Source organism: Candidatus Thiothrix sulfatifontis (assembly GCA_022828425.1).
Taxonomy (GTDB): domain Bacteria; phylum Pseudomonadota; class Gammaproteobacteria; order Thiotrichales; family Thiotrichaceae; genus Thiothrix; species Thiothrix sulfatifontis.
Genome location: CP094685.1, coordinates 1,893,655 through 1,907,321, shown reverse-complemented (window position 1 = coordinate 1,907,321; position 13,667 = coordinate 1,893,655). Strand labels below are relative to the sequence as shown.

General features: G+C 51.0%; 13 protein-coding genes. 4 read left to right on the top strand and 9 right to left on the bottom strand.

What is annotated here, in order from left to right:
- Positions 1–5: 5 nt before the first annotated feature.
- Positions 6–677, bottom strand: coding sequence for a site-2 protease family protein (locus L3K52_09795; GenBank protein ID UOG90502.1), 672 nt, complete (start codon positions 675–677; stop codon positions 6–8).
- Between the two features lie 2 nt (positions 678–679).
- Entirely contained in the window at positions 680–1,306 is a 627-nt protein-coding gene (locus L3K52_09790; protein ID UOG90501.1) for a threonylcarbamoyl-AMP synthase, read from the bottom strand.
- A gap of 51 nt (positions 1,307–1,357) precedes the next feature.
- Here L3K52_09790 and L3K52_09785 point away from each other — a divergent pair, with 51 nt between their 5' ends.
- The 4 genes from L3K52_09785 (at position 1,358) to L3K52_09770 (ending at position 4,327) form a co-directional block, all read left to right on the top strand.
- Positions 1,358–1,987, top strand: a complete 630-nt coding sequence (locus L3K52_09785) for a septation protein A (protein ID UOG90500.1) — start codon at positions 1,358–1,360, stop codon at positions 1,985–1,987.
- A gap of 27 nt (positions 1,988–2,014) precedes the next feature.
- Positions 2,015–2,314 (top strand): YciI family protein, encoded by a 300-nt coding sequence (locus L3K52_09780; GenBank protein ID UOG90499.1) that lies wholly within the window; start codon positions 2,015–2,017, stop codon positions 2,312–2,314.
- 29 nt (positions 2,315–2,343) lie between these two features.
- Positions 2,344–3,213, top strand: a complete 870-nt coding sequence (locus L3K52_09775) for a peptidylprolyl isomerase (protein UOG90498.1) — start codon at positions 2,344–2,346, stop codon at positions 3,211–3,213.
- Between the two features lie 85 nt (positions 3,214–3,298).
- The gene (locus L3K52_09770; GenBank protein ID UOG90497.1) at positions 3,299–4,327 is read left to right on the top strand and encodes a folate-binding protein; all 1,029 of its coding nucleotides are present in this window, start codon (positions 3,299–3,301) and stop codon (positions 4,325–4,327) included.
- On the opposite strand, the gene L3K52_09765 is transcribed toward L3K52_09770, so the two are convergent.
- Genes L3K52_09765 through L3K52_09735 form a run of 7 tightly spaced genes read right to left on the bottom strand, consistent with a single transcriptional unit; the run spans position 4,306 to position 13,615 of the window.
- A complete protein-coding gene (locus L3K52_09765; GenBank protein UOG90496.1) occupies positions 4,306–5,460 on the bottom strand; it encodes a glycosyltransferase in 1,155 nt (384 codons plus the stop codon). The genes L3K52_09770 and L3K52_09765 overlap by 22 nt on opposite strands.
- Entirely contained in the window at positions 5,424–6,872 is a 1,449-nt protein-coding gene (locus tag L3K52_09760; protein ID UOG90495.1) for an oligosaccharide flippase family protein, read from the bottom strand. The genes L3K52_09765 and L3K52_09760 overlap by 37 nt, the downstream gene beginning before the upstream one ends.
- Before the next feature lie 12 nt (positions 6,873–6,884).
- Positions 6,885–7,952 (bottom strand): glycosyltransferase, encoded by a 1,068-nt coding sequence (locus L3K52_09755; protein UOG90494.1) that lies wholly within the window; start codon positions 7,950–7,952, stop codon positions 6,885–6,887.
- The gene (locus L3K52_09750) at positions 7,949–9,151 is read right to left on the bottom strand and encodes an O-antigen ligase family protein (GenBank protein UOG90493.1); all 1,203 of its coding nucleotides are present in this window, start codon (positions 9,149–9,151) and stop codon (positions 7,949–7,951) included. Before L3K52_09750 ends, L3K52_09755 begins: the two co-directional genes overlap by 4 nt.
- Positions 9,148–10,932 carry a DUF4091 domain-containing protein gene (locus L3K52_09745; GenBank protein ID UOG90492.1) on the bottom strand — a complete coding sequence of 595 codons (1,785 nt, stop codon included), beginning with the start codon at positions 10,930–10,932 and terminating at the stop codon, positions 9,148–9,150. The genes L3K52_09750 and L3K52_09745 overlap by 4 nt, the downstream gene beginning before the upstream one ends.
- A complete protein-coding gene (locus tag L3K52_09740; GenBank protein UOG90491.1) occupies positions 10,917–11,984 on the bottom strand; it encodes a glycosyltransferase in 1,068 nt (355 codons plus the stop codon). Before L3K52_09740 ends, L3K52_09745 begins: the two co-directional genes overlap by 16 nt.
- On the bottom strand, positions 11,981–13,615 hold the full coding sequence (locus L3K52_09735; GenBank protein UOG90490.1) for a hypothetical protein: 1,635 nt from the start codon (positions 13,613–13,615) through the stop codon (positions 11,981–11,983). The genes L3K52_09740 and L3K52_09735 overlap by 4 nt, the downstream gene beginning before the upstream one ends.
- Positions 13,616–13,667: the final 52 nt, after the last annotated feature.

The window sequence follows — 13,667 nt, the reverse complement described above, 5'->3', positions numbered from 1 at the left end:
TTTGATCAAATAATGGAGATAAGCAGGCTGTGCAGTGTACCAATAATTGGCCCGATAATTCGATCCAGCACGCCCAAAAACAACAAAACAAGCAGAATCGGAAAACCGTAAGGTTCAATTTTATCCAGCACATCGGCGATATTGCGCGGCACCAAACCTGCTAACACGCGCCCCCCGTCCAACGGCGGTATCGGCAATAAATTCAGCACCAGCAGCACCAAATTAAACACCAAGCCAATTTGCGCCATGGTGATAAAACCGTCAGCAATATTATCATCCGGTATCAACGCCATAAATACCGGCATCATCAGCACCCAAAACAGCGCCATGAGTAAATTAGACAGCGGGCCAGCCACTGCCACAATCGCCATATCGCGGCGCGGGTTACGGAGGTTGCGCGTATTTACCGGAATCGGTTTTGCCCAACCAAAGGCGAACGGTTGCCCCATGGTTAGCATCGACACCAGTAACATGCCCAGTGGTAATGCCACTGTACCCACGGGGTCAATGTGTTTGAGAGGATTAATCGTTAAACGCCCCAGCATTTTCGCGGTGCTATCGCCGAGCTTATTGGCAACCCAACCGTGCGCCACTTCGTGCAAGGTAATCGCAAACAACACCGGGATGGCGCCCGCTACGATCAAGCGAATGACATAACCTATATCCATACCTTCCATATTTAATGCTCCACCAGCCAATCAATATTGCCCTTGCCTTCGCGCAAGATCACGGGGCGGGCTTCCATTAAATCCACCACGGTGGTGGGTTCGTGCCCGCAGAAACCGCCGTCAATGATCAAATCGACTTGATGTTCCAACGACAATCGAATTTGGTAAGGGTCGATCATCGGCAAATCATCGCCGGGTAACATCAAGGTGCTGGACATTAACGGCTCATTCAGTTCTTGCAACAAAGTCTGCGTCACAATGTGATCCGGCACGCGCACCCCGATAGTTTTGCGCTTAGGGTTCTGCAAGCGGCGCGGCACTTCGCGGGTCGCTTGTAGAATGAAGGTGTAAGGTCCCGGTGTCAAAGATTTAATCAGGCGGTAATTCATATTATCCACTTGACCGTAGAGCGATATTTCTGACAAATCCCGACAAATTAGGGTGAAATTGTGCTTATTATCCAGCTTGCGGATGCGTTGCACACGCTCCATTGCGGCTTTATCGCCCAAATGACAACCAATGGCATAACTGGAATCGGTTGGAAATACCACCACGCCACCGTCGCGGATAATCGTTACCGCTTGGCGAATTAGGCGCGTCTGAGGGTTTTCTGGATGAATTTGAAAATACTGACTCATTGTACAATTATCGTTTAGAATGGTTAACTTTAATCGATTATACCAATACGTATGAAATTCTTGTTTGACTTTTTCCCGGTTGCACTCTTCTTTCTGGCGTATAAGTTCTTTGCCGAACTGCCGCCTGCGTGGATTGCCGCTGCCAATCAGTTACCGCTGATGACACTTAACCAGACTGAGCCGAAAGATGCCATCTTATTGGCGACGCTGGTGATCATTTTGGCGACTATCGTACAAAACGCCCTGTATTTTGCTTTACACCGCCGCTTTGAGCGGATGCATTTGATCACATTAGCCATCCTGATTGTGTTTGGCACACTTACCTTGTTCCTCAAAGACCCCATTTTTATCAAGTGGAAAGTCAGTATTATCAACTGGGGTTTCGCACTGGCCTTCTTGCTGAGTCAATACATTGGCGCTCGTAAAACCCTGACGGAGCGCATGATGTCGAGCGCGATTCAAGTTCCCGCCGCTGTTTGGATTACGACCAATCGGCTGTGGGTAGGCTTTTTCGTATTCATCGGCGTGCTGAACTTGATTGTGGCTTACGCTTTCAGTGAAGAAATTTGGGTGGATTTCAAACTGTTCGGCGTTTTAGGGCTGACCTTCGCGTTTATTATTGCGCAAGTGTTCTACCTGCAAAAACACGCGCTTGAAACACCCGAAAATACCACCAAATAGTTACCAAACGTTAAGGACACGACACTTATGTTATATGTCATTATTGGCGACGATATTGAACACAGTCTGGCGCAACGGCTTGCCGCCCGCCCAGCGCATCTGGAACGGCTTCATGCGTTACGGGATGCAGGCCATCTGCTACTCGCAGGCCCCAACCCCGCGATTGACAGTAACGATCCGGGTGAAGCGGGCTTCAGTGGCAGCGTAATTATTGCTGAATTCGACTCACTCGACGCGGCACAACGCTGGGCAGACGCTGACCCTTATGTGGCAGCAGGCGTTTACCAGCGTGTCACCGTCAAACCGTTCAAAAAAGTTTTACCGTAAATCAACGACGATAGAGGACGATACTTACCATGCGTTTTAACAAAACTACAATGATCGCAACCGGGCTGGTTGGCTTAACACTGATGGCAACAAGCTTGTATGCGGATGACAAAAAAGTGGTCGCAACCGTTAACGGCACTGACATTACCCAAGAAACCTTGGACACTGTCGTCAAGATGGTGGCTGGTGGAATGCCGGGCGCACAAGTTGATACCAAATCCATCCTCGATGACCTGATTATCACTGAATTGGCACGCCAAGAGGCGAACAAAGCGGGGTTGGCGGATCGTCAAGAAATCAAAGACAAAATCAAAGATGCCACCGATCGCCTGATCCTAAATACTTGGACACAAGAAAAAGCGGCTTCTTTCAAACCCAGCGAAGATGAGCTGAAAAAAGGCTACGAAGAGCGCACCAGCGGCGACAAAGTGGAGTACAAAGCCCGCCACATCCTGATGAAAACCAAGGAAGAAGCCGAAGGCATCATCAAAGAACTGGAAAACAAAGTCGATTTTGCTGATTTGGCTAAGAAATCTTCCGACGGCCCCTCTTCCACCCAAGGCGGCGATTTAGGCTGGTTCAAAGCCAGCACCATGGTCAAAGCGTTTGCTGAAGCAGTTGCCAAAATGGAACCCGGCACCATTACCAAAGAACCCGTGCAAACCGAATTCGGCTGGCACGTCATCAAGCTGGAAGAACGTCGTGACGTCAAACCACCCGAAATGGAAACCCTGAAACCGCAAATCGAACGTGAATACCAGCAGAAAAAAATGCTGGCTTACATGGACGAGTTAAAAGCCAAAGCAGACATCAAAGTCACGCTACCAGCAGAAGCGGCCAAACCAGCCGCCGATGCAGCGCCTGCCGCGACAGAAGCTAAACCCGAAGAAAAGAAATAAGGGGAAACCCCCTCTTGCTCCCTTCCCTGATAAGGAGAGGGCTGGGGAGGGGTTTCTTTAACCACCACCAACTAAAGGAGCCGTCATGAAAGCAGACTGGAAAAACTTTCTTATTGATCACGGGGCAGAATTCGCAGGCGATTCACTCATCTCCTTTGGTAATCCCGAACGCGAACGCCGCATCCCGCCACAAGGCGCGATTCTTTGTGACCTCGCGCATTTCGGTCTAATCAGTGTCAGCGGTGAAGATGCCACCGCATTTTTACAAGGGCAGTTGACCAACGACATTAACCAAGTCAGCGACACCCAATCCCAACTGAGTGCGTATTGCACCCCCAAAGGGCGGGCATTAGCGACGTTTTTTATTACCAAGCGCCAAGGCATTTACTACCTTAGCGTAGCGCGTGATTTGCTCGAACCCATCCTCAAGCGCCTGCGTATGTACGTGATGCGCTCCAAAGTGGCGCTCGAAGATGCCAGTGCCAGCTTGGTACATTTTGGATTCGCTGCCCCTGACGGTGATAAGCGTTTGCAAGAAATCCTTGGCAAAGCACCCGCTCAAGCTTATGAAACCTTGCAAATCAATAGCCTGACGATTATGCGTCAACCGGCGCCAATTCCGCGCTTCAAGATTTTAGGCGAATTGGATGAAGCCCGAAAACTGTGGGAACGCCTCAACGTTAACGCCGCTTGCGTCGGGCGCAGCAGTTGGGAATATTTCAACGTTATGTCCGGCGTGCCAATGGTAACGCAAGTCAGCAGCGAAGCATGGGTTCCGCAAATGTTGAATATGCACCTGATCAACGGTGTCAGCTTCACCAAAGGTTGTTTCCCCGGTCAGGAAATTGTCGCCCGTCTCAAATATCTGGGCAAAAGCAAACGCCAGATGTACCGGATTGGCATTCCACATTGCGTTAATGTCCCCGCCATCGGCGCTAACCTTGCCAGCGATGCGGACGCAGAGGCAGGCACGATTCTCAATGCCACCCTTAATCCTGATGGTTACGTCGAAGCTTTGGCGGTGATGAAAATTGCGGAAGCCAACAAACCATTGCACTTGGGTGAATACAAGGTCAACGTTTTAGAATTGCCTTACGCGCTGGAAACCGAGTAAGTGTTAGGCATTGTGCCTAGCAGTTGCCGGTATGACTGGATAACAGCATCCAAACTGTAACGCGCGGCGACCCGTTGTCGCGCTTGTTGCCCTAAGCATTCGCGCTGTTCAGGCACTTGATGCAACACGCTTGACCAAGCGTTTGCTAAGGCTACGGCATCAGCCACGGGTACAATCTTTCCGGTATCTGCCACAAATTCGGCAATATCGCCCACATCGGTTGCCACACAAGGCACACCCAGTGCCATCGCTTCTGCCAAAAATAGTGGGAATGCCTCGCGCTGTGAAGACAAGGTGGCAATATCCAACGCAGCAATCAAACGTTGCGCATCAGTCCGCACCCCCAGCAAATGCACCTTCGCACGATCAGGCAATGCCGTCAGCAACGGTTGCAGCGCTGGATTGTGGGCATCCATCCCCTCACCCGCTAATAAAAAATGCACATCCTCACCACTGTCTTGATAAAGGCGGATCGCATTTAACAAGTTCGGAATATCTTTTTCCGGCACGTAACGGGTCAGGCTACCAATCAACTGCGCATTTGCCGGAATGCCTAATTCCTGACGCACACTCACGCAATGCTCAGCCTGTTCACGGTTACTGCCCAACGGAATGCCATTGGCAATCACTTGCGCGTGCTGCATGGCATAACCCAATTCCGCATGACGCTGCATACTCCTGCGTGACACGTACACAATGTGATGTGGAAAACGTGACAGCCAGCGCCCTGCTTTGAGTACCAACGCATGTTGCGCTCGCTCCAAGGTCGCTTTTTCCGGGGTATGGTGCATTCCCCACAGCAATACCGGGCGGCAACCCGCGAACCACCATGCCAGCGTCGCGAATAGATTACCGTGGTGCATCCAGCCATGAATCACTTGCGGCTTGATTTTCCGCACCAAACCAAACAAACGCGGTAACAACCAAGGTAACTTCGCCAGCCGGTTTATCCCCAAGACATGCACCGGAATCCCCGCTGCGGCAAACTGTTGCTGCACACCCTCGACTTCCACCAACGCAATCACCACCGGCGCATAATCGCGGCTGAAGTCGGAACTCGCCAAATTCAACAAGGCTTTTTGCGCCCCGCCGACACTCAGCGAGGTGATGATGTAGAGCATCGTGTTGCCCATGTGAACCTCGCTTTGATTAATTGCCGCACCTGACCAATATCCAACAACCACACCAAAATCGCGTAGCTTGCCATCCCCAACAGGATTTTTAACACCACCACATACGCATTATGCACGGCTAAAACAGGTATCTGCTCCATCAGCGCGTACATCCCCACCGCTGCCAGCAAAATTTTTCCGATGTCCAACACGGGAATATTTAACGCGAAATATTGCCTGCCAAGGTAATAGCCATACACCACGCAAATCAGGTAAGCCGCCAGCGACGCCAACACCGCCCCCAACAAACCGTATTCAGGAATCAGTATCAAGTTCAGCAACACATTCACCACGGCTGCCGCACCCACCACTTTGACCGCACCGGCGGTGTATTCCGCCAATTGAAACGCCAGCGACACGTAGAACAAGTAGGTGCAATTCGCCAAAATCGCCAAGCCAATCCACGGCAATAAACGCAGCGAAGAGGGTACAAACTCAACACCCACCAACAATGGAATAAACGCCTCAGCAATCCCCAACAAACCCAAAATCGCTGGAATCGACACCCCCATCAACAACACAAAATACTGTTGAAGCCGTGCCTCTGCCTGCTCACGCCCCGCTTGTTCCAAGGTACGAATCACCAGCGGATACGCCGCTAAATTCAGCGAACTGGTCAACATCATTAAAATCTGAAACGGCAAATTATACGCCACCGCGTATTCCCCCGCCTGCGCATACCCCAACAACCAACCCACCATCACCCGATCAGACGCATGGATAATTTCCAACAATACAAACGACAAACTTAACGGCAAACCGTAGACCAACAACGCTTTAAGCACCCCACGATCCAATTCACGCCAAGCAGGTCGAAAATGCCGCCACAACGCCCCCGACAATACCAATACCAGCAAGACTCCCAGCACCACGCCGCCAATCGCACCCAGCCACGCATACCCCAGCCACACCAACAGCAATCCGCTGCCCATCGTTAATACAGTACGCCCAACTTCTGCCCACAAATAGTGATTCACTTTCAAGGTAATGGAATTAATGCGCTGATACGCCTCATAAAATGCTGAACTCAAAAATACCAGAAAAAAGCCTGCCGCCACCGCAACCTGCCCAGTCAACCACGCAAACAATGCCGCCAGCACGCCCACCAGTAACGCAATCACCAACACCGATACACTGATTAAATGTTCAACCGCCCCAGCATTCAATTCCTGCTTATCCCAAAAACGCATAATGCCGACGTACAGCCAGCCAAACGCAAACAAACTGACACTCGATGCCACCACCAAAATGGTGGTAAAGATCCCGTACTCCTCAGCCGACATCCAGCGCGTATACGCCGCCAACACCACGAAACTCGCCAACGCCGGAGCCAATTTTGCCAACAAATAAATCAAGCTGTGTTTAACGTACACGGTGTAACGCTCTCATGCGGCTAACCACGCATCCGCCACCGCCACAATATCATTCGCCCGCACGGATTCCTGCGCCTGTTGCCGCAACCGTTCGCGCTTATTATCATCAAAAAACAGCTCATCAATCCCCGCTGCCAGTGCCGCCACATTGCCTTTTTCCACCAACAAACCGTTCTCGCCGTGACGAATAATTTCACGCGGCCCCGTCGGGCAGTCGGTCGACACAATCGGACAGCCCAAGGACAACGCTTCAATCAATACCAGCGGATAGCCTTCATAATCGCTACTCATCACCTGAAATTCCGCTTTCGCCATGTATTTGTAAGGGTTCGCATCAAACCCCACCAAAATCACCCGCGCTTCCATGCCCAACATTTTAATTTTCTGCTCCAGCAATGCTTGTTGCGAACCACGCCCCACAATCAACAATTTACAGGCTTGTTGTGCCTTGCTGCGGGCGAACGCTTCAATCAGTAAATCAAACCGCTTTTGCTTTTCCAAACGCCCGACCCCAAGGATAAAACGCCCTTCAAATCCGAGGGTTTCCTGCGATTTTTCACGAATCAGCCGCGTATTCACCGGGTTATAAATGCAATTCACATTGCGTAAATGCGCCTGTTTTTCCAGTAAATTCTGCATTTGCCGTGACACCGCGATCACCCGTTTCGCACGCGGATACAACCAGCGAAACGCCAGCCATTCGCTGCGAGTCATAGTGCCAGGGTCAAGGTGGATGGAAAGCACGGCATCCGAGCAAGCCAGTGCACACGGCACATTCGCCGCTTCCAAAAACGAAAAGATATGATCAAACTTTTCACGTTGAAATAACTGACGGAATTGCCAAGCGCGTTGCAACAACAAACTAATCTGGGTAAACAGCCCACCTTGGCGTTCGGGAATATCCAAATTAATCATCCGTACCGGCAACTCGTAGCGCGTAATCTCAGGCGGCAACCGCGCAAACTTAATCACCGTGACCTCGTAATTACGCTGCCGAAACTCCTCCGCCAGATCCACCGCGACCTTTTCCGCACCACCCGGCGCAGCCAGTTCAGCAATGACAATAGCGATCTTTTTCATGTTGCCGGTGATACCTTATTGGAATATTTCGCATTAGCTGCGTTATTTTTAATATAAAAATTCAGTGCAGTCAGGGTATAAGTGAACCAAATATACATCCGGTCTTGCAGCGTCAGGGACATTTGCCCAATCACCACCACCAATAGCATCAACAGTAACAGCCAACGTTCATCGCCCGGCAAGCGCCACGCCAAACTCAGCGCAATGCCGATCACTGTCAGGTACAACACCACACCGACAATGCCCTGCTCAGCCGTAATCGCCACGAAACTGTTATGCGCCGTATAGTCGACATTGTACGGGTTGATAATGCGCCGGAAAGAGCCTAAACCATGACCGTAAAGCGGGCTTTCTTCCCATTCCTCATACGCATTCGCCCATATTACGCTGCGCTCATTCAAAGTACCGCTGGAAATTTCTTTGCCGGTAGAAAAAATGCGCTCAATGGTTTTTTGCGGAATCACATTCGCCACTGCAATCAACGCCACCACCATCACCAGCCCACTAGCGGCTTTCCCCAACACACCCGCCCGCAAAATCGTCGGCAAAAATCCGGCGAATCCCAACACCATAATCACCGCCCCCGTGCGCGACCCCGTGATCAAAATCGTAAACGCCGCCGCAGGCAAATACAGCCCCCCCAACAAACGCCACCACCACGCTTTGATCTGTGTCAGCAAATAAATCGCCAACGGTATCACCATCGCTAATTTAACCGAAACTTCATTCGCATCGAACTGCTTGATTTCATGGCGTACCGTATTCGCGGTGATTTGGTAATCTTTGACCATCAAATACACCAACCAAAACGATCCCAATACCAAAGCGATATACAGCTTGTTTACATCCTGCACAGTTGTGACCAATTGAAATAGCAATAAACTGATCATCAAAATATACAGATTGCTTTTTAACGCTTGATCACTGCTCACCGCTTGCGTGGTTTCATAAGGAACGGGCATTTCCGACCAGGTATACGACAACATCACCCACGCCACATACAACAACACTGCCGTGTGAAATACCCGCAGCGCATGAAGGCCATTGCCCATCATCAACAACAGCGCCGTCAAACCAAACGCCATTAACCCCGCGATTTTCACCAGCGACATACCCGCCACTTCCACCGCACCATCGGTAGGCAAAGCGAATACCAACACCATCATGAAAAATACCGCCGCGTTATGTACATGATTCATAAGCTTGCCAAACGCTCGCCCAACGCCTGCCTGACTTGCATTAATAACGCAGGCTGGTTATCCCAATCGCCGAAATGACGCGCAATACGCCCCAATTGCTGATTCACAAATTCGGTTTCACCGGCCTGCAACAGCAAGTCGATGTACATATAATCTTCCACCGACGCACGAATCCATTTCAGCCGCAACGACGCGAACGGCGCGTCAACCCCCGTTTGCGCCTGTTTCGCGGGGTACACCAACAAACCATCCCCATTGAAAACGATCCCTGGCGGATTATCGCTGATGAAACTCGCCGCATCCTGCCAAATATCGGTATTTTCCGCCCATGCCAACGTATCCCAATAGCCCAAACCCGTCACCCCGTAACGGTGAAACAACCAGGTTGGAATCCGGTAATTAATCGCCGGAAAATCCAATTGCCACACGGGAGGATAATTGCCTTTTAACACATCCGCACGCGGATTCACTTGCTGATACGCTTTGAAATCCAGCACCAAAGCCGTGTATGCCCACACTTCTTCACCTGCATCCAGCCGCTGTGCCGTGACATTTTTGCCCAAATGATCCACATCGCGCCACAAATCGTAGAACTTCGGAATCCACACATCCACTGCCCCGGTTAACGAACCCAAAGCAAGGTCTTCATTTAACGGCGGCTCACTGACCTGATAGCGAATTTTTTCACCTGTTGGCAAGCGCATCTCATCGAAAAACTCACCCCAGCGCCGCGCATACGCATACGCTTCACGGGTATCCGGCTCATCCACAAACGAAGGGTCGGTATAACACCGCTCTGCGCCCGCGTGTGCCGCACACCAACCGGCATATTCCCGCATAAAACGCTGCGCCTTATCGCGGTCTTTACCCAAGGGATCGGCAAACGGGTAACTGTCCGCAAACACATAGGTATACGCCGTAGCGTGCTTGTCCTGCATGTAATGACGCATGTTTTCTGTCACTGTCCCCAACCCCGCAAATTCACGCTGAAAATCGGGTTTACCATCCGCATCGACTTCGGGGGAGGCATCCCACAAACTTTCCGGCGATAAATAATGATCCAGCATGAAATCGTTGTAAGCGCGAATCAAACGGTTATCCGCTGCCGCTTCACCCGTGCGCTCAAACCCATAAATCTCCGCCACCCGGTAGCCATTCGTGCCAAACACCGTGCGCAACGGCGAACGCGCAGGCAAGGTAAAATTCCACACCGTCAATTGCACCGGCAATTCGACTGATGCCACCCCATCCGCACTCACTGTCACGTTTGCGTTGTACACCCCCGGCTTGGTATCAGCAGGCACATGCACATCCACCCACACCGGCAAATTTTCACCCGCACTCAGATTCTGTGGGAATGCCCGATACGCGCTCGTCACGTCAGGAGAAGGATTTGCTGCTGGCAATAAAATATCCGGCCATGACTGCGGTGCATACGGCGAATGCGAGGATGGCGTACTGACTTTCACATAACGCTCCCGAAAAAACTCCACCTTATCAATTACATCACCCGTTGCATTGCGTAATGGCAACAGGTTCACCCGCACATTCTTCGCTCCCGTTTGCCCCGCCGTAATGACAAACTGGAAACCTTCGTACTCATTACGGGCAGCGAGAATCGCCACGCTATCCGACCCCACCACTGGCTCGAACGGCGCAAAACGTTCCAACACGCCAATCGCTTTCACCTGCAAATCCGGCACTGACGGCTCAGGGGAACAAGCACTCAATCCCAATGCCAGCCACACGTAGCCGTACCAAGATTTCAGAGTGCCAGCCATTGCTCTGCTACCTTTTCAATATCCAGATACTCCACTGAAGGAGCGGCATGTTGTTGAAAATGTTGATGTAAATCTGCATCGAGACAAACCCGATCCAAGGCGATTGCCAGTGCTTGCGGATCATTTGTCGGCACTAACAAACCATTTTCACCATCACGGATAATCTCACGCGGCCCGGTTTCACAATTGGTAGAAATCACCGGACGCCCCAGCCCCAACGCTTCAATCAAAATCACCGGAAAACCTTCGTGCAAACTCGACAGCACCAAACACCGCGCCTGCGCAATATACGGATAAGGGTTGCGCATAAATCCCGGCATCAACACCTGCGCTTCCAACCCTAAGCGCTTAATGTGTTGTTCCAAGCTCGCCCGCTCTGAACCCTCGCCTAAAATCAATAGCTTGAACGTTTGCGAAGCCTGTGAATGTGCGTAAGCTTCTAACAAACTGGGGAAGTTTTTTTCAGGACTCAAGCGCCCTGCCGCCACAATATAAGCGCCATTCACGCTAACAGCCGGACGTTCCGTCGCCAATTCACGGATGCGATACAAATTCACCGGGTTATACAAACAATCAATATTTTGCAAACCCAAGTGTTGCTGGAAAATACGCATTCCTTCTCTGGAAACCGCAATCACTTTTTTCGCACGCGGATACAACCACCGCGCAAACAACCAATCAAACCGGGTGAAATTGCGTTCAGGGTTACAATGATTCGCCGCAATGGTTTGGCGACTCGCCAATATAGAAGGAAAATTAGCGTGTTCCATTACGCTGATGATCGTATCAAAACGCCTCACTTTGAAAATACGCCGGAGCTGACTGGCACGATCTAAAAAGTTAAATAATTTAGGCAAAAAGCCCACTTTAGAAGGACATTGAATGTCAATTAATTCACCGGCATACGGGTAATACCGACGACCACCATCGAACAAAATCAACGTCACATCATGCTGCTTAGCAAACTGGAACGACAAGTCGGACACCACTTTTTCTGCGCCCCCCATGCCCAACGAGTAAACCACTAAAGCGATTTTTCTGCGTGCCGTCATGAACTGATCACCAGCGGTTGGCTAAAAAAACGGTTTAACTTCACCACCCAACGATCCACGATCCCCAAACGACGATGCACATGCACCGCATCCGCCACCGATACCGGCGAACTCACGCCCAAGGTATGCATTCCGTTCATATCGTGTTGCCCATCGGGAAGATAAGCACTGACCAATTGTTCGCGGTAGGTATTCACATCCAGTTGCTGAATCCGATTAATATTCAAACCACGCCCGTAAGTTCCCGCGCAATTTTGTGACGGTCGATACCACTGCCCTGCTGCGTTAAAAATACGCCCCGCCGGACGCGCTCGTGCCGCACTCGCCACCACCGGATTTTGCGGATGCGCTTGCCATTGCGTGCTCAAAGGGTCATCAGCATGAAACAAATACAAGGCTTCACTGGGCGAACAGCGTTGATCGTGGCGCATACTCGCAAACAGCCACCAACGCCCATCGTATTCCATTAAGGTCGCATCGTAAGCTTCCACGCCTGTCATCAGGTTCTTCTCAAACACCCAACGGTGCGGAAAGGCTTCGCAACGGTAAACCTCCACCGTGTGATTGCCCGCCGTTTCAGGAATCATGTAATAGTTACCCTGATGCTGAAACACAAACGGATACGACAGGTGGTAAGGCTTTTCCAAAATAGTCACGGGTTCAGTATGCGAACCGTCGGCATTCAAGCGCACACAAGCCAAATGCCCAATGCCCCGTGCGTAAATCAATTCCTCGAAAAACACGTATTGCTCACCGCCATACTCCACCACAAACGGGTCAGCCCAAAAGCGATCACGCGGCGGCAGCCATTTACGAAATTGTTCCAATGCACCCGCCTCTGTCACCTGACCAGTGGCTTTGCTGAGCAAAATCCATTGTTCTGCGCGAAACAGGGAAATGAACAATTTATTGAGGAAATTGCAGAGGTAACGCCACAACACTTGCAGCGTTGTTACCGCCCCAAGGCTGACTGACTTCGCGGGTGGGGCCAAGGCTAATGGCTGCATACGCGCTGTAACGTTCTCGAAGAACGTTTTTTCCCCAAGAGTCAGCAGTTCTTGCAGGCGCTGGGGCAGAAAATCCACCATTTTCCACAAGGTGCGCTCAACCCCACGGTTAATGGATGCACCATCGCTGCTAGTCGTGGCAGCAAAAATATACGCTGGAGCCGTGTTACCAGCCGTCCAACGCTCAATCCCTGACAGAATTTCTGCTTGCTGATTCACGTATTCACGTATGCCGGTGTAACGGTCGGAACGCTCAAATGCCTGACCGAAAAAGTGCCGCCATACACCGTATTTAGCCGCACCAATCAATTCAGGCAACGGTGCTTGCGCACTCAAATCAATCACCACATCCAGCGCTTGCTGTGCAAGTAAAGTGTGGTAACGCTTGCCACCCGCATCACACACGTTCACATCCCCCAACAAATTCAAAAAACTGGTGGGTTGTTGTGCCGCTACCGGGCATTTGAACAACTTACCGTCAATATAATGCAGCGTATTCAATAAAGCGGCATTAATACGCTGCAACAGCGTCAAGGCAACGGGCTGGCGAAACACAACCATGACCAAACGCACACCACCGGATGCGAGTAAACGCTCCAACATTTGGTACTGCCAAGCAGCCATGTATTCGCCCTCTACGACCAGGGCAGCCCGGAAAGCGTTCACAGACATTACG

Excerpts from the sequence above, each read along its gene's own strand:
- L3K52_09770 (UOG90497.1), top strand. The coding sequence starts at position 3,299 with ATGAAAGCAGACTGGAAAAACTTTCTTATTGATCACGGGGCAGAATTC.
- L3K52_09795 (UOG90502.1), bottom strand. The coding sequence starts at position 677 with ATGGAAGGTATGGATATAGGTTATGTCATTCGCTTGATCGTAGCGGGC.
- L3K52_09785 (UOG90500.1), top strand. The coding sequence starts at position 1,358 with ATGAAATTCTTGTTTGACTTTTTCCCGGTTGCACTCTTCTTTCTGGCG.
- L3K52_09780 (UOG90499.1), top strand. The coding sequence starts at position 2,015 with ATGTTATATGTCATTATTGGCGACGATATTGAACACAGTCTGGCGCAA.
- L3K52_09735 (UOG90490.1), bottom strand. The coding sequence starts at position 13,615 with ATGGCTGCTTGGCAGTACCAAATGTTGGAGCGTTTACTCGCATCCGGT.
- L3K52_09745 (UOG90492.1), bottom strand. The coding sequence starts at position 10,932 with ATGGCTGGCACTCTGAAATCTTGGTACGGCTACGTGTGGCTGGCATTG.
- L3K52_09750 (UOG90493.1), bottom strand. The coding sequence starts at position 9,151 with ATGAATCATGTACATAACGCGGCGGTATTTTTCATGATGGTGTTGGTA.
- L3K52_09775 (UOG90498.1), top strand. The coding sequence starts at position 2,344 with ATGCGTTTTAACAAAACTACAATGATCGCAACCGGGCTGGTTGGCTTA.
- L3K52_09740 (UOG90491.1), bottom strand. The coding sequence starts at position 11,984 with ATGACGGCACGCAGAAAAATCGCTTTAGTGGTTTACTCGTTGGGCATG.
- L3K52_09755 (UOG90494.1), bottom strand. The coding sequence starts at position 7,952 with ATGAAAAAGATCGCTATTGTCATTGCTGAACTGGCTGCGCCGGGTGGT.
- L3K52_09790 (UOG90501.1), bottom strand. The coding sequence starts at position 1,306 with ATGAGTCAGTATTTTCAAATTCATCCAGAAAACCCTCAGACGCGCCTA.
- L3K52_09765 (UOG90496.1), bottom strand. The coding sequence starts at position 5,460 with ATGGGCAACACGATGCTCTACATCATCACCTCGCTGAGTGTCGGCGGG.